At 36.0% G+C, this 21,985-nt stretch carries 20 protein-coding genes; 10 read left to right on the plus strand and 10 right to left on the minus strand.

What is annotated here, in order from left to right; genetic code table 11:
• Positions 1-139: 139 nt before the first annotated feature.
• The 3 genes from menA to idi all read left to right on the plus strand — a co-directional run bounded on the left by menA (position 140) and on the right by idi (position 2,184).
• Positions 140-1,039, plus strand: a complete 900-nt coding sequence (gene menA / locus RYK20_RS01905) for a 1,4-dihydroxy-2-naphthoate octaprenyltransferase (protein WP_314894218.1) — start codon at positions 140-142, stop codon at positions 1,037-1,039.
• An 84-nt stretch (positions 1,040-1,123) separates the two neighbouring features.
• Positions 1,124-1,666 (plus strand): DUF192 domain-containing protein, encoded by a 543-nt coding sequence (locus RYK20_RS01910; protein ID WP_314801962.1) that lies wholly within the window; start codon positions 1,124-1,126, stop codon positions 1,664-1,666.
• Positions 1,666-2,184, plus strand: coding sequence for an isopentenyl-diphosphate Delta-isomerase (gene idi / locus RYK20_RS01915; RefSeq protein ID WP_314894219.1), 519 nt, complete (start codon positions 1,666-1,668; stop codon positions 2,182-2,184). The genes RYK20_RS01910 and idi overlap by 1 nt, the downstream gene beginning before the upstream one ends.
• A 111-nt stretch (positions 2,185-2,295) precedes the next feature.
• Here the strand turns inward: idi and RYK20_RS01920 are convergent, their stop codons facing one another.
• The 4 genes from RYK20_RS01920 to RYK20_RS01935 all read right to left on the minus strand — a co-directional run bounded on the left by RYK20_RS01920 (position 2,296) and on the right by RYK20_RS01935 (position 7,739).
• On the minus strand, positions 2,296-4,047 hold the full coding sequence (locus tag RYK20_RS01920) for a PspC domain-containing protein (protein ID WP_314894220.1): 1,752 nt from the start codon (positions 4,045-4,047) through the stop codon (positions 2,296-2,298).
• Between the two features lie 2 nt (positions 4,048-4,049).
• Positions 4,050-4,382, minus strand: a complete 333-nt coding sequence (locus tag RYK20_RS01925) for a PadR family transcriptional regulator (RefSeq protein ID WP_297978791.1) — start codon at positions 4,380-4,382, stop codon at positions 4,050-4,052.
• Between the two features lie 202 nt (positions 4,383-4,584).
• The gene (locus tag RYK20_RS01930) at positions 4,585-5,463 is read right to left on the minus strand and encodes a carbohydrate kinase (protein WP_314894221.1); all 879 of its coding nucleotides are present in this window, start codon (positions 5,461-5,463) and stop codon (positions 4,585-4,587) included.
• A gap of 65 nt (positions 5,464-5,528) precedes the next feature.
• On the minus strand, positions 5,529-7,739 hold the full coding sequence (locus tag RYK20_RS01935; RefSeq protein WP_314894222.1) for a GH32 C-terminal domain-containing protein: 2,211 nt from the start codon (positions 7,737-7,739) through the stop codon (positions 5,529-5,531).
• Positions 7,740-8,097: 358 nt separating this feature from the next.
• On the opposite strand from RYK20_RS01935, the gene frr reads away from it, so the two are divergent.
• From frr to fabG, 3 genes are all read left to right on the plus strand, one after another.
• Complete coding sequence (gene frr, locus RYK20_RS01940) at positions 8,098-8,652, plus strand: ribosome recycling factor (protein WP_297977960.1); 555 nt, start codon at positions 8,098-8,100, stop codon at positions 8,650-8,652.
• Positions 8,653-8,805: 153 nt separating this feature from the next.
• Positions 8,806-11,217 carry a thiamine pyrophosphate-dependent enzyme gene (locus RYK20_RS01945; protein WP_314894223.1) on the plus strand — a complete coding sequence of 804 codons (2,412 nt, stop codon included), beginning with the start codon at positions 8,806-8,808 and terminating at the stop codon, positions 11,215-11,217.
• Between the two features lie 66 nt (positions 11,218-11,283).
• Complete coding sequence (gene fabG / locus RYK20_RS01950) at positions 11,284-12,018, plus strand: 3-oxoacyl-ACP reductase FabG (protein ID WP_314894224.1); 735 nt, start codon at positions 11,284-11,286, stop codon at positions 12,016-12,018.
• Between the two features lie 5 nt (positions 12,019-12,023).
• On the opposite strand, the gene rsmA is transcribed toward fabG, so the two are convergent.
• The 6 genes from rsmA to rplS form a co-directional block, all read right to left on the minus strand.
• Complete coding sequence (rsmA, locus tag RYK20_RS01955) at positions 12,024-12,800, minus strand: 16S rRNA (adenine(1518)-N(6)/adenine(1519)-N(6))-dimethyltransferase RsmA (RefSeq protein WP_314894225.1); 777 nt, start codon at positions 12,798-12,800, stop codon at positions 12,024-12,026.
• Positions 12,797-13,381 (minus strand): SCO family protein, encoded by a 585-nt coding sequence (locus RYK20_RS01960; RefSeq protein ID WP_311456313.1) that lies wholly within the window; start codon positions 13,379-13,381, stop codon positions 12,797-12,799. The genes rsmA and RYK20_RS01960 overlap by 4 nt, the downstream gene beginning before the upstream one ends.
• 142 nt (positions 13,382-13,523) lie before the next feature.
• A complete protein-coding gene (locus RYK20_RS01965) occupies positions 13,524-14,282 on the minus strand; it encodes an energy transducer TonB (RefSeq protein ID WP_314894226.1) in 759 nt (252 codons plus the stop codon).
• Between the two features lie 195 nt (positions 14,283-14,477).
• The gene (locus RYK20_RS01970) at positions 14,478-15,083 is read right to left on the minus strand and encodes a superoxide dismutase (RefSeq protein ID WP_314602850.1); all 606 of its coding nucleotides are present in this window, start codon (positions 15,081-15,083) and stop codon (positions 14,478-14,480) included.
• Positions 15,084-15,147: 64 nt separating this feature from the next.
• Positions 15,148-16,221 (minus strand): beta-ketoacyl synthase chain length factor, encoded by a 1,074-nt coding sequence (locus RYK20_RS01975; protein WP_314894227.1) that lies wholly within the window; start codon positions 16,219-16,221, stop codon positions 15,148-15,150.
• Positions 16,222-16,301: 80 nt separating this feature from the next.
• The gene (gene rplS, locus RYK20_RS01980; protein ID WP_297977953.1) at positions 16,302-16,652 is read right to left on the minus strand and encodes a 50S ribosomal protein L19; all 351 of its coding nucleotides are present in this window, start codon (positions 16,650-16,652) and stop codon (positions 16,302-16,304) included.
• A 189-nt stretch (positions 16,653-16,841) separates the two neighbouring features.
• Here rplS and RYK20_RS01985 point away from each other — a divergent pair, with 189 nt between their 5' ends.
• The 4 genes from RYK20_RS01985 to RYK20_RS02000 all read left to right on the plus strand — a co-directional run bounded on the left by RYK20_RS01985 (position 16,842) and on the right by RYK20_RS02000 (position 21,980).
• The gene (locus RYK20_RS01985) at positions 16,842-18,146 is read left to right on the plus strand and encodes a TolC family protein (protein ID WP_314894265.1); all 1,305 of its coding nucleotides are present in this window, start codon (positions 16,842-16,844) and stop codon (positions 18,144-18,146) included.
• Positions 18,147-18,169: 23 nt separating this feature from the next.
• Complete coding sequence (locus RYK20_RS01990) at positions 18,170-19,393, plus strand: efflux RND transporter periplasmic adaptor subunit (RefSeq protein WP_314894228.1); 1,224 nt, start codon at positions 18,170-18,172, stop codon at positions 19,391-19,393.
• A gap of 16 nt (positions 19,394-19,409) precedes the next feature.
• Positions 19,410-20,156 (plus strand): ABC transporter ATP-binding protein, encoded by a 747-nt coding sequence (locus RYK20_RS01995; RefSeq protein ID WP_311456276.1) that lies wholly within the window; start codon positions 19,410-19,412, stop codon positions 20,154-20,156.
• Between the two features lie 135 nt (positions 20,157-20,291).
• Entirely contained in the window at positions 20,292-21,980 is a 1,689-nt protein-coding gene (locus RYK20_RS02000; RefSeq protein ID WP_314894229.1) for a C1 family peptidase, read from the plus strand.
• Positions 21,981-21,985 lie beyond the last annotated feature (5 nt).

Here is a 21,985-nt window from a genome sequence, read left to right on the forward strand (position 1 = left end):
TGGGAATAGATATGTTCCAAGGTATCGGAGGTTGTAACTGTACTGAAAGATAAGGAAATAGAACTATTATATACCCCGAGAGACTCAAAAAGTAACTCGGGGTATCCTCTTTATATTTTATAGCTTTAAAAATTATATAGTGATCACTTTTCGTAGTTTATACCAATCCGCTCGTCTTAGATCTCTCCCTCTTTCTATGTCAGGAATTATATTAGGGAGTGCTATTGCTTATAGTCAGGGGTATTTTCAGTGGGATATTTTTTTGTGGGCTCTTCTCACGACTATTCTATTTCAGGTGCTTTCTGACTATGCCAATGATTATGGAGATGCTCAAAAAGGAACAGATAATGAACGACGTTTGGGTCCTAAAAGAGCTATACAATCGGGAACTATGACTCTTACTGAAATGAAAAAAGTAGTTGTAATTACGGCTATTCTTTCAGCGATTTCAGCATTGGTACTTATAGGAATTTCTCTCAAAGAGCAATGGATTTTGGCTATTATATTTACAATACTTGGAGGAGCAGCTATTTTTGCAGCTATTCGCTATACAGTGGGCAAATCTGCTTATGGGTACAAGGGATTAGGTGATTTATTTGTTTTTATGTTCTTCGGTTGGGTAAGTGTGTTAGGTTCTTATATGCTTTATAGTAAAGTACTAGAACCTTTGGTGTTGCTTCCAGCTTCGGCTTGTGGCTTGCTTAGTATGGCAGTTCTGAACCTTAATAATATGAGAGATATTGAGAATGATCAACAAATGGGTAAGTATACAATCCCTGTGAAGATAGGTTTTTCTTTAGCCAAATATTACCATTATCTATTGGTTATCCTACCTATGTTCTTGATGATGCTCTATACGATACTTACTTTTAGTTTTGGCTATAAAGCCCTCTATATCATAGCTTTTATACCTCTGGTCTTTCATTTGTTTTATGTGAAAGGTGTAAAAAATCCTAAGGATTTTGATTCTCAGTTGAAAGTAGTAGCTCTTTCTACTTTTCTGATGAATATTTTATTTTTTATAGGAGAGCTTTTATGAATAGAGAAAAAATAATAAAATAATCAAGGGTCATAACCATTATTTTTTTGTATTTTTGCACCAATTTATTAATAAAATAATTTGATGGATTTTTTTAGAAAACATTTTATCAATATTCTTGTAGGAATATTGATATTGGTAACTTTGGCAAGTGTATTACCACGCTTTTTTTCCAATGACGAATCATTGCCACAGCAGGTAGCAGTTTCTAATGAGATAAAAGAATATATACCTCCTTTCGAACACGAAGGAAATCTTTCTTTTTATAGAAAAGACAGCACTTTAATTAAGACTTTTTCGATAGAGTTTGCTCGTACTGAGCGCGAGACAGAGTTAGGGCTGATGTATCGAAAGTCAATGAACGAAAATGAGGGGATGCTTTTTGTTTTCCACGACGAAAAACCACGTTCTTTCTGGATGAAGAATACTTATATTCCTTTGGATATTATTTATTTAAATAAAGATAAACAAATTGTGAGTATTGCTAAGAATGCAGAGCCTCTTTCGGAGACTTCTCGTCCCTCAGAAGGAGAGGCAATGTATGTGTTAGAAATTAATGGAGGGCTCTCGGATAAGCTAGGGCTTATGAAAGGGGACTATATGACCTATGAATCCTTAATTGACTAATGGAAGAACAAGTAATCTTAGTTAATGAGAAAGATGAGCCTATAGGGCTTATGGGAAAAATGGAAGCGCACGAAAAAGGACTTTTGCATCGGGCTTTTTCAGTTTTTATATTTAATTCACAAGGAGAATTACTTTTGCAACAGCGAGCAGCTTCAAAATATCATTCTCCTAATCTTTGGACAAATACCTGCTGTAGCCATCCTAGAATAGGGGAAACTAACCAGCAAGCAGGAGAACGTAGGCTTGAGGAAGAAATGGGCTTGAAGGTTCCTCTCAAAGAAGTATTTTCTTTTGTATATAAGGCTCCTTTTGATAACGGACTCATTGAGTACGAATATGATTATGTCCTAGTAGGTTATAGTGATGCCCTCCCTCAAATAAATCCAGAAGAGGTTGCCTCTTGGAAATGGCTCTCTTTGGAAGCTGTCAAGGAGGATATCCTTCAGGCTCCTGAGCAATATACGGCTTGGTTTAAGATTATCTTTGAAGAATTCTATTACCACCTTCAAGATAAATAATCTAAAAAAATTATCTATTTGTAATCAAAACTAAAAATCCTATTTATTTAATGGAAAAGAGCCTTTTTTTTAAGGCTCTTTTTCCTACTTTACAAGAGTTATGAAACTTAATTATAGACTTTTTACTTCGTCATTCTCAACCTCAAATATTCCATAAGGAAGCATTTCTTCCCATTTTCTTACATTTAGTGGAATTGTTTGGAAAATAATCTTTTTCCCAGAGGGAACAAATAGCTGAACATATACTTTCTGGAAACGGAACAAATGTCCTTTCTTTAAGCGATAACCATTGGGGATTTTTATAGTATTTCCATCAATCTCAATAGGATATTCTATTTCTTGAGCTTTCTCTATAGCATCATCTGAATCTTTTCCATTAGAAGAAATTTTTACTATCAGGTAAGGAGTATCCCTTTGAGTAGGAACAATTTTTAGGAATTCTGTATCTCCACTTTCTGCATTTCCTTTTTTATCAACTACAAATTTGCTCTGCCAAAAAGCTATCCTTTTCTCTTGTATAAAAAGTGTATCAGAAGAGGTATTTATAGGATATTCCTTTTCTATTATATTATAGGATACAAAATCTTTGGATAAGGAAGTTACCAACGAAAAAACACCTAAAAAAGTACAAAGAGCAATCAGAATATTTCCCATAAACCACCAGCGTGGCGTATGATATCCCTTCCTAGAGAAAACTTTTATTGCAAGAAGGGTAAAGAGGGAAAAGAATAATATTACAAACAAACCTGATAATAAGAAGAATAGATATTGTTGCCAACTTACAAGGAAAAAATCTATATAGCTATATATCAAGGCAAAAGAAACACCACTGAAGATTCCCAGACTTAAAATAGCCGAGAAAGCAACCAAAATCAAGATGAAAACTACAAAAAGGAATATCATTACCAGAAAATAGCCAGCTCCTTTGAAAAGTAAATGAAATAAATCACCAAGAATAGATCTTGAATGTTTTAGTTGGGAGAAAGTCTCTTCTTTTTTATCCTTTTTATCCTCCTTATCCTCAGAGGTATTCTCTTCTAAAGAATTTGTGTTGTCTTTCTTTAAGGCAAAAGCCAATATACCATAAAGCAGAATAGGATGAAAGAAACGCCCCTGTGTAGAGATAAGTGCAAGCAAAACAAAGAATACAAAACCGATCCTAAGCCAAGTTGCTTCTATGGAAAGATATTTTGCTAAGCCTCCTAATACTCCTGCAACTATCTTGTTAGAAGAGCTTCTAAACCATTGTTTTTCTTTTGGAAAGCTATTTATTGTTTTATATGAGGATAGTGTATCTATATTCACATCTATGCCTTGCATTTCGAGCTTTTCAGCAGTTGTCTTTGCGGGAGGAACAATTATCCAAAGTATCACATAAAGTAATATACAGAAAGAACTAAAAGAAAGTATTGTTCCATTGAAATGAAACTGTAAAAAGCTTAGATTCAATATAATAGACAATATGTAAATAATCCGTAATAGGGTAACATCTATTCGGAAATAGTAACTCAACCCCGAGAGTACGCCTCCTATATTCTTTCGGTCAATATCACGATAGAGTTTCCTTTTAGGGGAGAATTTTGGAGAGGGAGTATCTCCGTCTGTTTCTATATATTGTTCAGGTTGTCCCATTACCTCTATTAAGTAAGTAATATCGGCAGGGGTAACCACTTCAGTATTCTGTATGCGGGCTTTGAGAAGCTCAGCCATACGTTGTTCTACATCGAAGAGAATTTCTTCTGTGTCTGACGAATCTCCTAAGGACTGACGTACTTTAGTCAAGTAGGAGGAAAGATGGTCGGCGGCATTATTCTCTATTACAAAAGAAAAACCACCTAAGCTGATGTTATGTGTTTTGTCCATTATTAAATAAGTTTGGTTATCATTGTTTGTAATTCATTCCAAGAGGCAAGGGCTTCTTTAAGAAACGTTTGTCCTTTTTCAGTAAGGGTGTAATACTTTCTGGGAGGACCTGCCGAGGACTCTCGCCAAGAATAGTTGAGCAAAGTGGCATTCTTCAGTCGCGTCATCAAAGGGTAGAGCGTGCCCTCCACCACAATCATATCCGCTTCCTTAAGAGCTTCTATAATATCCGATGCATATACTTCTCCTTTCTTATGGATAATAGAAAGAATACACATCTCCAGAACTCCTTTTCGCATTTGAGTTTTCATTTTCTCTAAATTAATTGTTTCCATAAGGATTTCTTTTGATGATGCAAAATTACAAAAAAATATGTACCTTGCAAAACAAAGTAGCTTTTTTTTTAAGGTACATTTGATAAAAAAATATTTGGTATAAAATTTATCAGGTAATTAGTTCTAAAAAGCTAGCGTGAGTTCGATACATTGAACTCACGCTAAGCACACTATTTATAAATAAAAAATGAAAGGAATAAAATTACTTAAATAACTCTAGATGAGCATCGGCAAGCTTAGGCATAGCTCCGTGTTGTTGGCATACATAGGCAGATACCTCCACTGCTAATTGATGCGAAGCAACAAGGCATCTCCCGTGCAGATGCGAGGCGATAAAAGCAGCTGTAAAAGAGTCTCCAGCTCCTACCGTATCAGCTATAGTTATTTTTGGGGTAGGTAGGAAAGATTCTTCCTTCGGAGTGAATACCCAGCTTCCTTCAGTACCCTTGGTAAGGATAAGAATATCAAGATTATAGATGCTTAATAAGTACTTACATACTTCTTTCTCTGAAAGTTCCCACTTGAATAGATGAGCTACTTTGATAACTTCCTCATCATTGATTTTTAGAATGTTGGCTCTTTTTAATGAATCTTCGATTATTTCTTGATTATAGTAATTTAATCTTAGGTTAATATCGAATATTTTTATGCTGTCCTTTGGCATACTATCCAGAAAAGCACTGATGGTTTTTCGTGAAACTTCATTGCGCTGCGCCAAAGAACCAAAACAAACCACCTGTGTTTCCTTAGCAAGATTGGCTATACGAGGTGTGAAGGGAATATTATCCCAAGCGACTCCTTCACAGATTTCGTACTGAGGGATTCCCCACGAATCTACATTTACTTTTACCATTCCTGTAGGAAAGTCTGTTTTTTCTATTAAGTAATTGAGTTGCTTTTCTTCTAAATTATCTAGGATTTCTTTTCCTAAGAGATCGTCGCCAATAGCACTGACAGTATAACCATTAAATCCAAATTGGGAGATATGATAAGCAAAATTAGCAGGAGCTCCTCCTAATATTTTCCTCTCGGGGAATACATCCCAAAGGATTTCTCCCAAGCCTACAATAATATTTTTCATCTGAATGATTTTTAAGATTATTTATAAAAAGCAGGGAAAGAATATATCCTACCCTGCTCTTCAACTTAATTTTTTATTTTGTAAAGGGTAATATTCTCTACACTGACCGTTGCATTTCCTCTTAAGTCAAACCATAACTGGTTATAAGGCTCTGTAGGGAAAACAATATTGGTCTGAACAACCTCACCTCCATTGATGAAAGCCTCAGTAGAAGCCTTATCTACCCATAAGTGGATGGTGTAGTGGTCTTTGGGGGTTAAGGGAGCTTTAATGAGAGGTTCAGCAAAGTTACTACTGAAGTCCGTAAGCCCACTTTTGCTTCTATCCACTATAAAAGTTTTCTCTTCGGTATCAAAATGATACATAATTTTTTCTCCTTTGCCATTTTGTAGAGCAAAGCGGAATCCCTTTAAACCATCGAGCTTTACAGTAAAACTTATCACATATCCATTATTATAAAAATCTGCACTGATAGGAAAGGTATCCGAAGAGAGCTTATTCATAATAATAGCTTTATAATCTTTTTCCTCGCCTATTTCTTTTATAGGAAAGCTCGCTACGACTAAGTGTTCTCCATTATCAGCAAGCCTTAATTCTCTGGGGAGTGTCATTGCACTTCTGAAATTCTGGGTAGGCACCATATTTCCATAATCCCAATTATTCATCCATCCTAAGAATATCCTACGTCCGTCACTTTCAGGGATATTACTCCAGGTTACTCCTGCATAGTTATCTCGCCCGTAGTCTATCCAAAGAGGGTAGGGAAGAGGATCAGGAGTGAAGGTAGTTCCATCAAAATTTCCTATAAAATACTGAGTTGCATTTCCTCCATTAGGACCTCCTGGGTTGATACTTACAAAAAGTATCCATTTAGTTTCCCCTTTATAACTTAAAGGAAAAAGATCAGGACATTCCCACACGCCTGTATGTGCTCCTATATTTTCGCCAAATTCACTAAGTTTTTCCCATTGCTTAAGATTCTTAGAGGCATAAAAAGTAATTGTCTGTGAAGTGGCTAAGGACATAATCCATTTTTTTTCAGGAGCATACCAGAATACTTTAGGGTCTCTAAAATCCTGAATGTTAGGATTCGCAATAACAGGATTATGAGTGTATTTGGTAAAAGTACGCCCATTATCCAAACTGTAAGCAATGGATTGGGCTTGTTGTTCCCCAGCAGATGTATAAAAAGCGATTATAGCATTTTTTCCAAATCCTGCAGTATTTTCCTTATCTACTACTGCACTTCCTGAAAAGATAGCCCCTAATCCATCAGGCGAAATTGCTACAGGTAGATGATTCCAATGCACTAAATCCTCACTGATAGCGTGCCCCCAATGCATATTCCCCCAGCGAGCTCCAAAAGGATTGTATTGGTAGAAAAGATGATATTCACCGTTATGATATACCATACCATTAGGGTCATTCATCCAGCCATATTCGGGAGAAAAATGAAAAGAAGGGCGATAGGTCTCGTTATAGGTATAATCGAAAACGTCTGAGGTTTTTATTTGGCTGATTCCGATATCTCCTTTCTTAGCCTGAGAGAAAATAAGAGAAACCTTTTTTCCTTGATAATGAGCTACAGGAATAGGAAGCCAATATTGTATGTGTGTTTTAGCAAGCCGAATGTCCATAGGGACACCCACTTGTTTTCCATCTACCAAAAGTTGCACTTTTGTTTCAGGTGCATTGTCTTCGATAGGTAAAAGAAGATATTTTTGGGAAATATCATAGGTAAGAGTATAGTTTTCCATTAGATTACTTTTGTATTGGTTACTTTGTTCAATCGCATCTATAAGGATATGTCCCCAACTGCCTCGTTGGTTATCTGCAATGCGTAGTACAGCTTGTTGATTTCTGTAGGCTTTTACATCCCAGCTCATCAGCTGTAAGGTCTCACTCTCCACAGGGCTGTGGGTTTTGTAGATACTTTGCTCACCAATAAGGAGCTCTATGTAAGTATCAGAGGAAGTACCTCCACCAATAAGGAAGTTGATAAAGTCACGTTCTATACGGAAAGGCTTGCTGGTGAGGGTTCCACGAGAGTCATCTCCGTTATGAAAGCTGTTGGCAAGGTATTTCCCTGCAAAACCAACAACTTCTTGTTCGCCTGCAAGGCTTCCTTGAGCAGGGGCTTGACCAAAAGCCTCACCTTCGGTAGTCCAATTCTCAAAAGAGCCTGATTCAAAGTCTTCTATCATAAGATCTTCCTCACTATGACAGGAAGAAAGAACTAATAAAGAAAGGAAATAATAGAATAAAAATTTTCTCATAAGCAATAGTTTTTATTAGGAACATTCTGCCTTTCCCAAGTAGAAAAAGAGTTTTTATTATAAGGAGAGGTCTTTTATTTTTCTGCCAAAAATACACCTTTTTTTTAATTAAACAAATTTTTTCGTAAGGAAAATCTTTTTATTTTAAGTTTTTATAAATACTTGATAAATAGAATAAAATGAACTATTTCTAAAATATTAGCAAACTGTTCCTATCCAGAAAAACAAGAACCTGTAAAAACCTTATAGATTCATAAAGAATAGAAAAAAGCAAAAATAAAATATCTATTTTTATTTAAATTATTGTATCTTTGCCAACTGAAAGAAATATTCTTAACAGAAGAAAAAACATCTACTTATGAATGAAGAAATTGATATTATTCTAGAGAGTACTAGTGAAGCAATGCAAGGATCAGTAGCCCACTTGGAAAAATCATTACTCAATATTCGTGCAGGAAAAGCTTCTCCTCAGATGCTTGGAAGTGTATTTGTGGATTACTATGGTTCTCAAACACCACTGAGCCAAGTAGCTAATGTGAATACACCAGATTCTCGTACAATCACCATACAACCTTGGGAAAAGAAAATGTTATCTACGATAGAAAAAGCAATTATGGTGGCTAACCTTGGTTTCAACCCAATGAATAATGGAGAGCTAATTATTATTACAGTTCCACCTTTGACAGAGGAACGAAGAAAAGAACTTGTAAAGCAAGCCAAAGGAGAAAGTGAAGAGGCTAAAATAGGCGTACGTAATGCTCGACAAGAAGCTAATAAAGAAATTAAAAAAACAGAAGTTTCAGATGATGTGAAGAAGGATGCAGAAGAAAGTGTACAGAAGCTTACTGATAAGTATATCAAGCAGATAGATGAAGTTTTGGCTAAAAAAGAAGCTGAAATTCTAAAAGTCTGATCTTTTAAAAAAATATAATAAAGCTATCCACTTGTATGAGTAAGGGTAGCTTTTGCTATATAAATAGGAAAAGCTCATCAAAAAATAGGGATTTTCTTGGCAAATAATTATTTTTTATGTACTTTTGGGCTTTATTTCAGAAAATCAATTTTTATGGATACAACTACCTCTTTTTTACAAAGTATGCCCTTTGAGGAATTAAAGAAACAAGTTCTGGAGGATTACCAGATTGCTGTACTCAGCAGGGAGTGTAGCTTAGCAGGACGAAGAGAAGTGCTCACAGGAAAAGCTAAGTTTGGTATTTTTGGAGATGGAAAAGAAGTACCTCAATTAGCGATGGCTCGTGCTTTCCAAAGAGGAGATTTCCGTAGTGGTTATTATCGAGATCAGACCTTTATGCTTGCTATTGGAGAGCTTACTCCTAAGCAATTCTTTGCGGGAATTTATGCAGATAATAATATAGAACACGAGCCTCATAGTGGAGGGAGGCAAATGGGAGGCCATTTTGCTACACATAGCCTTGATGCGGATGGAAATTGGGTGAAGCTCACAGAACAGTATAATACAGCAAGTGATGTTTCCTGTACAGCAGGTCAAATTCCTCGCTTGGTAGGATTGGCACAAGCCTCTAAAATATATCGTTCTCTTTCCTTGCCTAATAGTGAAAATTTTTCAAATAATGGGAATGAAGTAGCTTGGGGAACTATTGGGAATGCTAGTACAAGTGAAGGACTTTTCTTTGAAGCGTTCAATGCTATTGGAGTGCTACAAGTGCCTGTGGTACTGAGTGTTTGGGATGATGATTATGGAATTTCAGTTCCGGCTTCTTATCATACAGTCAAAGAAAGTATTTCTGAAGTTCTTAAAGGATTTCAACGAAATTTCAGCCATAAAGGATTTGAAATTTATACCGTTAAGGGCTGGGATTATTCTTGGCTAATGGAAACCTATGCTAAGGCAGGGCAACTAGCTCGCACAGAGCACGTTCCTTCACTTATTCACGTAACAGAACTTACTCAGCCTCAAGGGCATTCTACTTCAGGTTCTCACGAAAGATATAAATCGACCGAAAGGCTTGATTGGGAAAAGGAATATGATTGTAATGTGCAGATGCGTAAGTGGATTCTCCAAAATAATATTGCTACAGAATCAGAACTCCTCTCTATAGAAGAAGAAGCTAAAAAAAATGTAAAAGAAAGTCGTGATAAGGCTTGGCAAGAATACCAAAATCCTATAAAAAACGCTAAAAGAGAACTTATAAATCACCTCTATGAGGTGGAAAAGGAAAGCTTCAATAGCCTTGAAATTTCTCATCTGAAAGATGCCATAGCAGATATAGATGTGCCCCTTTATCGTGATGTGATAAGTACTGCGCGTAAAGCCTTACGTTTTCTTGCCTTTGAAGAAACTCCTGCTGTAGTACATCTGAAATCTTGGCTTAAGTCTCTGCAGGAAGAACTTCAAGACAAATATAGTTCCCACTTATATAGTGAAGACCAACATAATCCTATTTTTGTAAAAGAAATTCTTCCTCAGTACGACCAAGAAGCTCCTATGGTAGATGGACGAGTTATTCTTCGGGATAATTTTGATAAACTTTTTGCCACTTATCCTAACCTACTAACCTTTGGAGAAGATACAGGCAAGATAGGGGATGTAAATCAAGGATTAGAAGGCTTACAAGACAAATACGGTCAGATACGTGTAGCCGATACAGGCATACGAGAATCTACCATTATAGGGCAAGGGATAGGAATGGCTATGCGAGGCTTGCGCCCTATAGCTGAAATTCAGTATATAGACTATACTCCCTATGCTATTCAGGTACTCACAGATGACTTAGCTAGTCTTAGCTACCGAACTGCAGGATTCCAGAAAGCACCCCTTATTGTACGTACCAGAGGACATCGCTTGGAAGGGATCTGGCACTCAGGGTCTCCTATGGCAGGATTGATTAATTTCCTCAGAGGAGTCTATTTCTTAGTGCCTCGTAATATGACTAAGGCAGCAGGGTTCTATAATACTTTATTACAGGGAAATCAGCCTGCTTTCGTAGTGGAATGCCTTAATGGTTATCGTAGTAAGGAAAAAATGCCAAGCAATTTAGGTGAATTTACCACTCCTATTGGAGTAGTTGAGGTTATCCGCCAAGGACGAGATATTACAATTGTTTCCTATGGATCTACTTTACGTATTGTGGAACAAGCAGCTATTGAATTAGAAAAAGTAGATATTAGTGTAGAAATTATTGATGCTCAGTCCTTAGTACCTTTTGATATAAATCACGATACTCTTAAAAGCATCAAAAAAACCAATAATCTACTTGTTGTAGATGAAGATGTGGAAGGAGGAGCTTCTGCTTATCTGCTTCGTGAAATTGTAGAAAAGCAGGATGCTTATAGGTATTTGGATAGCAAGCCTCAAACACTTACGGCTCAGTCTCACAGGCCTGCATATGCATCAGATGGAGATTATTTCTCCAAACCTAATGTAGAGGATGTGTTTGAAAAGGTATATGCAATAATGAATGAAATAAATCCAATTAAGTATCCTCAACTATTTTAAGAAAATTAAAAGAATATTAATGAGGGGTCAGTTGAGGTTTCAGCTGACCTCAAATTCTGAAGAAAAATGAAAAAATGCGCTATAATAACAGGAGGCTCACGGGGAATAGGTAAGGCTATTTGCTTAAAATTAGCCTCAGAGACCAACTATCACTTACTAATTAATTATCAGAGTAATAAAGAAGCTGCTCAGCAAACACTTCAAGAGGTAGAGGCATTGGGAGCAACGGCAGAATTACTCCCTTTTGATGTGACAGATAAAGAACAGACTCAGGAAGTCCTAACTCTATGGCAAGAAGCCCATAAGGAGTATCTGGTAGAAGTTATTATCAATAATGCAGGGATTACTCGCGATGGATTATTTATGTGGATGTCTTATGAAGATTGGGATAAAGTCCTTAGAACTACTCTAGATGGCTTCTATAATGTAACTCATTTTTTTATTCAGAAAATGTTGAGAAATCGGTATGGAAGAATTATCAATATTGCTTCTGTCTCTGGAGTAAAAGGGACTTCAGGACAGGCAAATTATTCTGCTGCTAAGGGGGCTTTGGTAGCTACAACTAAGGCTTTAGCTCAAGAAGTAGCCAAGCGTAATATTACAGTAAATGCAGTTGCTCCTGGCTTTATACAAACAGATATGACTGCCTCACTGAATGAAGAGGAACTCACCAAGATGATTCCCTTAGGACGGTTCGGGAAAGCAGAAGAAGTTGCTGATCTTGTAGCTTTTCTTGCTTCTAGTAGGGCAGGGTATATTACAGGTGAAGTGATAAATATTAATGGAGGGATCTATTCATAGATGCTCTAACTAAGCATTTGAGTAAGGCTGATGAACTCTCCTACAGAAAGAGCTTCAGGACGTTTGTCAAAGATGACATTTTCTTTTAAGGCACCTTTGGAGTCAAGGAATGATTTTAGACTATTTCGCAAGGTTTTTCTACGTTGTCCAAAGGCTGTTTTTACAATAGAGAAAAAGAGTTTTTCATCACAAGGAAGAGTATAATTCTCTTTACGAGTAAGCCTAATTACACCACTTTTCACTTTTGGAGGAGGGTTGAATACATTCTCATTCACAGTGAAGAGATACTCAGCCTTATAAAAAGCTTGTGTAAGTACAGAAAGGATGCCATAGGCTTTTGAACCTGGAGTTTCACAGATACGTTCTGCTACTTCTCTCTGAAACATTCCTGCAAATTCAGGAACAAAAGCTCTGATTTCTATAAGCTTAAAAACGATTTGAGAAGAGATATTATAAGGGAAATTTCCTATGATAGCAAAAGGTGTTTTAGAAAAAAAAGTGGTAATATCAAACTTTAGAAAATCCTCTGCAATGATATGATTTTTTAACAGACTAAAATTCTCTTGTAAGTAATTCACCGATTCGGTATCTATTTCTATGACAAAAGTCTCAATTTCTTTTTCTAGAAGGAACTGAGTGAGAACTCCTGTACCAGGTCCTATCTCTAGAATTTTTTGATAATTCTTGAGGGACAAAGTGTCTGCAATGCGCCTAGCAATACTAAAATCTGTTAGGAAATGTTGTCCTAGATGTTTTTTAGGTGAAACAGGTGATTTTTTCAAAGTAAAGATTGTTTTTTTAGTTTTTTGATATCTTCTATAAGCATAGTAATTCCCTCTTTTTCAGTGCCTTTGTAAAAGAAAATAGGATTGCCATCCTTTCTTTTTCGAGAGATAATATTTCCCTGTGTATCTATAAGAGCGAATAGTCCAGAATGCTCGAACTCTGCAGGTGTATTACCAGATTTCGCATAGATATTGAACCCTTTATTAGCCAATTCATAAATAGTTTCTTCATCACCCGTAAGCAGATGCCAATGAGGGGAAGTAATGCCTTTTTCTTTGGCATATTCTTGTAGTTTTTCAGGAGTGTCTTCTTCAGGATCAATGGAGAAAGAAGCAATTCCTATAGAATTATCAGGGAAAGCATTCTGTACAGCCACCATATTTGCTGTCATAACAGGACAAATAGTGGGGCAGGAGGTAAAAAAGAAATCAACTACCCATATTTTTCCTTTAAAATCTTTATTACAAATGGATTGATTATGTTGGTCTGTGAGGCAAAAATTAGGGACTTTACCTAGGATAACAAACTCATCAGGGGCTTTCCTTCGCCAATGATCTATTCCCCAAGTAATCCCCATAAGGATACAAACTGTACTAAGAGCCAAGAAAAAACTCTTTAATTTTGTAACTATCATAAGTAGTCTAAGGAAGATTCAAAACAAAAGTGAATAGTTGAAAAATAAGGTTATTTTTAGCTATTCACTTTGACAATTGTTATGTTTAGTTTAATCTGAATACAATAGGGTAGGAGTAGATTACAGCCACGGGTCTATCACGTTGTTTGCCAGGGATTAGTTTAGGAAGCTTTTCTATTACGCGACGAGCTTCTTTTTCTAATATTTTTTCTTTACCCTGAACATTGGTTACCTCTACATTACCATCTTTTTTGATACGGAATTGTACGATAATTCTTCCTTGTAATCCCATATCTATAGCAGGTTGAGGATACTCTAATGTTTTCCTTACGTGGGCATCTAGTGCCTTTTTAAAGCAATTTTCCTGTTCTGGCTTAGGTACATCTTTACATTGAGGGAACATAGGTTTTTCCTCTAGTACATTGAAAGGAACTTCATCAGGAATTTCCTCCTCACCACCTCCTGTACCGGTTCCTGTACCAGTTCCTGTACTATTAAGATTAGGTCCTTTATTGGCATTATCCTCCTGAGAAGATTCTTGAGGTTTGAGATCTGTATTTACCTTTTCTTTATTATCCACCTCTTTGATAACATCAGGAGCTTCTACTTCCTTAGGAGGTTCAGGTTCTTGTTGTGGAGGAGGAGAATTGTCTTCTAGTCTGAAATCAGTTACATCTTCGGTGACATCAAAAACTTCTTTTTCATCTACTCGTTTTCCAGGTTCTTCAGATGTTTTGTAGTTAATAGCATATAGACTAGCAAAAGTAGCTACTGCTAATCCTATGGAGAAGAAAAGCCCTGTACGTTTTTTTAGATCTGCATTTGGATTTTTTTTAGGCTTCATATTAAACGGTTTTTTAAATTCATAATTAAGGGAAAAAATAGAGAAATAATAAATTTGATTAATCAATAATTATGCCATTTTTTATTTTTTCGGAAAAAAGTTAAACAAAGAAGCCATTCTTTTGGGAATAGCTTCTTTTTTTTGATTGGTTTTCTGAGATTTGATTAAATGAATTATTTATGAAAAAAGAATTAATTATCTGTTCTTAAGGTATAATTCACTTACCTTATCCCAGTTGATAACATTGAAGAAAGCCTCAATATATTCAACACGGCGATTTTGATAATGTAGGTAATAAGCGTGTTCCCAAACATCTAATCCAAGGATAGGAGTTCCACATTGGCAATGAGGCATTAGTGGATTATCCTGATTAGCTGTCGCACAGATACTTAGTTTTCCTCCTTTATGAGCGCAAAGCCAAGCCCAACCAGAACCAAATTGAGTAGTTGCAGCCTTTGAGAAAGCCTCCTTAAAAGCTTCAAAGGAACCAAAATTTACATTGATAGCCTCAAGAAGCTCACCTTTTGGAGTTTGTCCTTTGTTAGGAGAGAGAATTTCCCAGAATAAACAATGGTTGTAATATCCACCACCATTGTTACGAACAGCTTTGTTCTCAACATCTAAGTTGAAGAGAATATCTTCAATAGATTTTCCTTCTAAAGGAGTTCCTTTAATAGCGTTATTTAGGTTGTCTGTATAGGCTTTGTGGTGCTTGGAGTAGTGAATTTCCATTGTACGCGCATCTATATAAGGCTCTAAGGCATCATACGCATAAGGAAGTTGAGGTAATTGAAATGACATAAAATTTTATTTTTTAATAATAAAGCGCAAATATATAAAAAAAATTGATATTATACAAATATTATTATAGAGCTTTTTTTAACAATATGAGACTATGTTCTTTTCCTAAGGATTGATTATACAATAGTAGGTAACTTGTTGGGTTTTGTTTGCCTTCTTTTTCAGGATAAAGTTTCATTTCAGGAGGAATAATACCTGTTTTGAGAATGTGGCAGGCAGCCCATAGTCCGAAACTAGAGGCTGTAAAGAACTCTCCACATAAGTGCTTGTAACATAAGATGGGTACAGAGGGAAAAAGATGTTCAAAATGTGAAAAATAGGGAGTGTCTGCTATATTCCCATTTCTTCCAGAAATGACCATTTCTATATCAGAGAAAGTGATTCCTTCTCTGGAAAGGAAATTTTTGACAAATTCGGCTATTTCGTCAGGTTCTAATTGATTACATAAAGAAATATTAATTACTTCGGCAAAAGAATTTTCATTCTTTTTATCAGATAAAGCAAAAAAAGAAGCCCCTTCTCCTAAACAAATTCCAGAAGTCTCTGATGAGAGCAAATCCTCAGAGAGTTCTTCTTTCTTCTTGAGAATCCCTGCTAATTCATACAGATAAAGAGTGTGAGGAGCCTGTTCTTCTACACCTCCAATGAGGATTTCCTTTAGAAGGCTCTGCTCCATTTGCATCTTGGCTTCTAATAAGGCACTTTCAAAAGAAAAATTTCCATTTACATAGGTGAAATTCATTCCTTTGCATTGCATATTTAGGGCTATCTGTCCTGCTACAGTATTATGGGTAGATTGTATGAAGGCTGTAGGGGTTAGGTACTGTTCTTGATTATCCAATATACCCTTGAGGAATTTCTCGGAATCCTGTAAGCATCCCATTCCTGTACCCACAAGAATAGCTTCAGGCATAGCTATTTGAGCCTGTTTCAGAGCTTCTGTAGCAGTTGCTACGCCCATTTTTACCCCTTTTGCCATTCGGCGGCTTGCAGCAGGAGAAATGAAAGGCTTGTAATCAGGTTCTAGAGCGATAAGTATATTGTCTCCTTGTTTTTCTAGAAAAGAAAAAGGAAAAGTGCTTGTGAAAGTAGGCTGGCAAGAGATACAGGACAAACCATTAATAAAGGTACGACTCATAGACGAAGAATAAAAGCTGAGAATTTATAAAAAAAGGCTGTCCAATGACAACCTTTTTAATTATGTTTAAAAATAGAAAATTATTTTCGTATTTCTTTGATACGGGCTTTTTTACCACGTAATTCACGATAATAGAAGATACGAGCACGGCGTACTTTTCCGCGTTTGTTAAGTTCTATTTTCTGAATAGCAGGCATATTGATAGGGAAGATACGTTCTACTCCTACATCACCTGACATTTTACGAATAGTGAAAGTTTCTGTAGCTCCTGTTCCTCTACGTTGGATAACTACTCCTTTGAAGAACTGAACACGAGATTTTTCACCTTCTTTAATCTCATAATACACTGTAATAGTGTCTCCTGTTGAGAATTCAGGAAAATCTTTTTTGGTAATTAAGCTGTCTTGTACGTACTTTACTAAAGACTCCATAAAAATATAAAAATTAAAATTAATTCTAAGTAACATACACGTCCTTCGCCAGAGGTTGCTTAGCGGGTGCAAAGATAGTATTTTTTTTTTATCCTTATACAAAAAATAAAAATATTTTTATGGATATATTTCTCTCAATTAAAAAAAATAAGTATTTTTGTAGCTCAAAAAATGAATTATCAAAAAATGATGAAATACAATACTATCTTTCTCGCATTTTTGTCTTTCCCTTTGTGGTCACAAGAGAAAATGTGGTCGCTTACCGACTGTATAGAATATGCTGTGGCTAATAATATTTCTGTTAAGAAAACAGAACTGAATCAGCAAACAGCCACAGTTAATTATCATCAAGCCAAAAGTAACCGCCTACCTAGTGTCAGTGGAAATGCTTCCTTGAATGTTAATAATGGATCAGCAATCAATCAAATTACCAACGATAGGGTGAATCAGACTATACTGACCAATAGTCTTGGGGTAAACGCCTCGCTTCCTCTTTATCAAGGAAATAAATTAAACCTACAAATACAACGTACAGGGCTAACCCTAGAACAGAATGAATTATATGTGAAAGAAGCCAAGAATAATATAACTCTTAGTGTGCTTGAGGCTTACTTGCAGGCTCTTTATCAGTATGAGAATATCGCTGTAGCGAAGAATACTGCCCGCTCCTCAGAAGAGGAGTTGGCTCAGGCTAAAAAACGCTTTGCCAGTGGGGCTATTGCAAAAATAGACCTGATAGAGATAGAAACACAAAACGCTAATAATCAGTATAATATCATACAAGCACAGAATCAGTACGAAACACAAGTACTTACCCTAAAACAACTCTTGGAACTGCCTATAGGAACTGATTTCAAGATTCAAATTCTCCATAAGGAAGAAGTAAGCGAACCAATTGAGGATAAAGAAGTTATTTTCCGAAAAGCTCTTGAACAGCTTCCCAATGCCAAAATATATGATAAGCAAAAAGAAATCGCACAGAAGGATATACAAATAGCTAAATCGGGCTATCTTCCTACTCTTTCATTAAGTGCTGGGCTTAATACAGGTTATTCGAATCGGGCTAATGAATCCTATAGAACTCAATTGGATAATAATTTTGGTCAAACAATAGGGCTTTCGCTCAATATTCCTATTTTCTCTCATTATCAGAACAGAAATAATGTTGCTCTGGCGAAAATTTCAGAATCTCAAGCTGAATTAGACAAAAAGCAGGCAGAGAAAGACCTTTATACTAAAATAGAAACTGCTTGGCATAATGCAACCACTCGTCAGGCACAAGAGGTAGCCTCCAAGACAGCAAGAGATAATGCTAAGCTAGCATATGAATTAGCTCAGAAAAAACACGAATTTGGAAACCTTACCAATACAGAACTTCTAGTGAGTAGAAATACTTACCTTAATGCAGAACAGATCTATCTGCAAAATAAATATATGGTAGTTCTTTATCAGCAATTATTGAATTTTTATCAAGGAAAACAAATAAATTTATAAAAAAACAAATACCAAACAAAAGAATGAAAAAGATAATAAGAAATAGTATTTTTCTCCTTCTGCTTATAGCGGTAGGCTATGGAGTGTATCATTTTTTCTTCAGGGAAAAACCAGCTATCATAGTGATACAGAAGCAGAAAGTAGAAAAAGGAGATGTAACCACAGAAGTAACAGCTACAGGGAGTGTACAGCCTGTAGATGAGATAGAGGTGGGTACTCAAGTTTCTGGATTGGTTAGTAAGATATATGTTGATTATAATAGTCAAGTAAAAAAGGGGGAGCTTATAGCAGAGCTGGACAAAACTAACTTACAGGAAAATGTTATCAACGCTCAAGCCAATTACAATGCCTCCCTGAATGAGGTTACTTACTACCAACAGAATTATGATAGAAAGAAAAGTATGTATGAAAATCAGATAATTAGCAAGGCTGATTTTGAACAGGCATACTATCAATTGCATAATGCCAAAGCGGCAGTAACACAACGCTTAACAATGTTAAACCAAGCCAAAACTAATCTTGGTTACGCTAATATCTATGCTCCTATTGACGGAATTATCCTCAGTAAAGAAGTAGAAGTAGGGCAGACCGTCGCAGCTTCTATCAGTGCTCCTACTCTTTTTAAAATAGCTAAGGATATTAAGAAAATGCAAGTAGAAGCCAATGTAGATGAGGCTGATATAGGTCAGGTTAAGTTAGGACAACGGGTAACTTTCACTGTAGATGCTTATCCATTGGAAGAATTTCAAGGAAAGGTATCTCAAGTGCGTCTTTCTCCTACAACAACCTCCAATGTGGTTACTTATACCGTGATTATTGAGGCTGATAATTCAGAAGAAAAGCTAAAACCAGGACTTACAGCTACTATTGTCATTTATACTAATGAACTAAAAGGAGTAACAATTGTTAATAATAAAGCGATTAATTTCACTCCTGATACTTCTCTTCTTTCGGAATATTATCTACAAAAAGGCATCAATGCCCAAATTCCAACTATAGAACTCAGTAAAGGGAAAAACAAACACGTATGGGTAGAGAACCCTGATGGTAGTCTTTCTCAGAAAGCCATTGTTATAGGAAGTAATGATGGGATTAATGTAGAAGTGATAAAAGGTATCTCAGAAGGGGAAGAGGTTATCACTTCTCTTAGTACTATAACTCCTTCAGCAAAGCCTACAGGGAACTCAAATGGAGGAAGCCCTTTTATGCCACAACCTCATAAAAGACGGAATAGTAAATCAAAATAGGGACTAAGGGATAATTATGAAAAAAACAATTATAGAAATAAAAGATATGAAGAGAGAATTCAAGATGGGAGGAGAGACCCTGAGAGTTCTCAAAGGAATCAATCTGAATATCTATGAAGGAGAATTTGTAACTATAATGGGACCTAGTGGTTCTGGAAAATCGACACTTTTGAATATCTTAGGTTGCTTGGATAGGCCTACTTCAGGAGATTATATTCTGGATGGAATTTCTGTAAAAAATATGTCTAAAAATGAACTTGCGAATGTAAGGAATACTAAGATAGGTTTTATTTTTCAGTCCTATAATCTTTTGGCTCGTACTTCAGCGATAGAGAATGTGGAACTTCCCTTAATGTATAACCCTAAAATCTCTGCCAAAGAACGCCGAGAACGGGCTATAGAAGCCTTAAAAAAAGTAGGACTAGAATCCCGTTTGCATCATATGCCAAGTGAGCTTTCAGGAGGGCAACAACAACGTGTAGCCATAGCTCGTTCCCTAGTGAATGACCCCGTTATTCTACTGGCAGATGAAGCTACAGGAAACTTGGATACTCGTACTTCATATGAAGTAATGGAACTTTTCCAAGAGCTTAATGATAAGGGAAGTACAATAGGTTTTGTGACTCACGAGGATGATATTGCACACTTCAGTAAGCGAACAGTTATTCTCAAAGATGGAAACATTATAGCAGATAAACTAATAGAAAATCGCTTTGATGCAAAAGAAGAGCTCAGGAAGATAAGAGCTACCTCCTCTATATAATCTTTTAAATTATTGATATATAAGCTGTTTGGATATTTTTTCAGACAGCTTTTTTTCATACACTTTCACACCTAGGCAAGCTACCTTTGCATAAGTAAAAATCAGTTTTATGTTTAATTCTAAATTGTAGGTATTATGAAAAAGTTTGTCAAATTTGTAACGTTTGTAGTTGTTTTAGTATTGACTTTTACAGCTTGCCAGAAGGAAAAAGAGAGTGAAATACTCTTACAGAAAGAAAATTCCTATTTTGATACTCATAAATATCGTGGAGTGTTCTCCAAGGAAGATTTAAGGAAAGTTAGGAAAGCTTCTAATGTATCTAATGGAGCGGGAAATCAGAATATTCCTCTTTCGTTTGATCTAACCTCTCAGATGCCTCCAATGCACCCTGTAGGACAAGGATATAATGGGGCTTGTCTTTCTTGGGCTGCTAGCAGTGTGGTTTCCTATCTTCAACATAAGAAAAATAATACACCTTATACAGATGAAACCATAATGAGTCCCTCTTATTTGTTCTCCCAACTGAGAAAATTTGATGAGTACGGAAATGAGATAAGTGACTATATTCCTACTTTCGATATGTTAAAGGCTGAGGGCATTTGTACAATAGCTCAAAAACCTTCTAATGAATATGATATAAGACCTAATGATTACCAAAGAGAACAAGCAAAGAAGAATCGTATCAGAAATTATGAAAGGATAAGCTTTTCTCAGATAAAGGAAAAAATAAGTAAGGGAATCCCTGTTATAGTAGCTTTTTACCTCTCTGGAGGAGCTGAGGGAACTTTTAGGGAACCTTTTGTAGATACTCAAAATAGACGTATATGGAATCGTAATGATAATCAAGAATCCTATGCACACGCTACGGTTATAGTAGGTTATGACCAAGAATATTTTTATCTTTACAACTCTTGGGGGACTTATGATAGGCAAGGAGTTCACAATGGATTAGTTTATGTGACTTATGATACTCTGGAAGAGGCTCTTCAAAGATATTATGGAGTAGAATCTCTATTTATTCTTTATGGAGATGAAAATATCCCAACGATTCCTCAGCCCTATACTCCAACACCTCAGCCAAAGCCCTATATCCCAGAACCTCAGCCAGCTCCAACTCCAGAACCTCGGGAAGAACGAATAAGTGTAAATTCTAATTATCTCAATTTCAGTGAACTTGAAGTTAATCAACAAAGTACAGAATACCTCTCTATTAGAAATGAAGGTAATAGAGAAGCTTACCTAAGATTTCGTATAGAAGGCTATGGTTTCCGATTGCAGGAATATTCGAGGAATCTTTCCCAAGGAGAAAGTTTTGAGCTACCAATTATATTTGCTCCTACACAAGAAGGAAGGCTTTCAGGAACATTGATTATCAGTTCTTCTAATGATGAAAAAAGGATATCACTTTCTGGTTATGGAAAAGAAAGAAGAGAATACTACCAAGTACAAGCAGAATATGTATCTTACTTACCAACAGGTACTTGTGGAATCCCTAATGAGACCATTCAAGGTAAGATAGAAGCATCAACTTCAATAGTAGAAGAAGATGGAAATAGGCTTAGGATAACATTAATACTACGTAAAACAGATAATAGCTCTTTCAGGAGAGGTGGTCGACTTTATGTTAAGCTAAGAGAATTCTGTGCAATGCCTGTAGATAGAGCAGGAAAGTATTATTACTCGGGAGCTAATGAGATAACCCAAACCATCACTGTAAATAAATCACAGGTAGATTATCAAGGCTTAAGGATATACCTTTTAACTATAGCCGATGGAGGAACAAATGAAAGGAATTACTGTGCTATTAGGATTACTAAGAACTAAAAATA

The sequence above is a fragment of the uncultured Capnocytophaga sp. genome (genome assembly GCF_963525585.1).
GTDB lineage: Bacteria > Bacteroidota > Bacteroidia > Flavobacteriales > Flavobacteriaceae > Capnocytophaga.

What these genes read in the sequence shown, in the direction of transcription:
- RYK20_RS01910 (WP_314801962.1), top strand. Translation starts at nt 1,124, where the DNA reads ATGGATTTTTTTAGAAAACATTTTATCAATATTCTTGTAGGAATATTG.
- idi (WP_314894219.1), top strand. Translation starts at nt 1,666, where the DNA reads ATGGAAGAACAAGTAATCTTAGTTAATGAGAAAGATGAGCCTATAGGG.
- RYK20_RS01920 (WP_314894220.1), bottom strand. Translation starts at nt 4,047, where the DNA reads ATGGACAAAACACATAACATCAGCTTAGGTGGTTTTTCTTTTGTAATA.
- RYK20_RS01925 (WP_297978791.1), bottom strand. Translation starts at nt 4,382, where the DNA reads ATGGAAACAATTAATTTAGAGAAAATGAAAACTCAAATGCGAAAAGGA.
- RYK20_RS01930 (WP_314894221.1), bottom strand. Translation starts at nt 5,463, where the DNA reads ATGAAAAATATTATTGTAGGCTTGGGAGAAATCCTTTGGGATGTATTC.
- RYK20_RS01935 (WP_314894222.1), bottom strand. Translation starts at nt 7,739, where the DNA reads ATGAGAAAATTTTTATTCTATTATTTCCTTTCTTTATTAGTTCTTTCT.
- frr (WP_297977960.1), top strand. Translation starts at nt 8,098, where the DNA reads ATGAATGAAGAAATTGATATTATTCTAGAGAGTACTAGTGAAGCAATG.
- RYK20_RS01945 (WP_314894223.1), top strand. Translation starts at nt 8,806, where the DNA reads ATGGATACAACTACCTCTTTTTTACAAAGTATGCCCTTTGAGGAATTA.
- fabG (WP_314894224.1), top strand. Translation starts at nt 11,284, where the DNA reads ATGAAAAAATGCGCTATAATAACAGGAGGCTCACGGGGAATAGGTAAG.
- RYK20_RS01960 (WP_311456313.1), bottom strand. Translation starts at nt 13,381, where the DNA reads ATGGGGATTACTTGGGGAATAGATCATTGGCGAAGGAAAGCCCCTGAT.
- RYK20_RS01965 (WP_314894226.1), bottom strand. Translation starts at nt 14,282, where the DNA reads ATGAAGCCTAAAAAAAATCCAAATGCAGATCTAAAAAAACGTACAGGG.
- RYK20_RS01970 (WP_314602850.1), bottom strand. Translation starts at nt 15,083, where the DNA reads ATGTCATTTCAATTACCTCAACTTCCTTATGCGTATGATGCCTTAGAG.
- RYK20_RS01975 (WP_314894227.1), bottom strand. Translation starts at nt 16,221, where the DNA reads ATGAGTCGTACCTTTATTAATGGTTTGTCCTGTATCTCTTGCCAGCCT.
- rplS (WP_297977953.1), bottom strand. Translation starts at nt 16,652, where the DNA reads ATGGAGTCTTTAGTAAAGTACGTACAAGACAGCTTAATTACCAAAAAA.
- RYK20_RS01985 (WP_314894265.1), top strand. Translation starts at nt 16,842, where the DNA reads ATGAAATACAATACTATCTTTCTCGCATTTTTGTCTTTCCCTTTGTGG.
- RYK20_RS01990 (WP_314894228.1), top strand. Translation starts at nt 18,170, where the DNA reads ATGAAAAAGATAATAAGAAATAGTATTTTTCTCCTTCTGCTTATAGCG.
- RYK20_RS01995 (WP_311456276.1), top strand. Translation starts at nt 19,410, where the DNA reads ATGAAAAAAACAATTATAGAAATAAAAGATATGAAGAGAGAATTCAAG.
- RYK20_RS02000 (WP_314894229.1), top strand. Translation starts at nt 20,292, where the DNA reads ATGAAAAAGTTTGTCAAATTTGTAACGTTTGTAGTTGTTTTAGTATTG.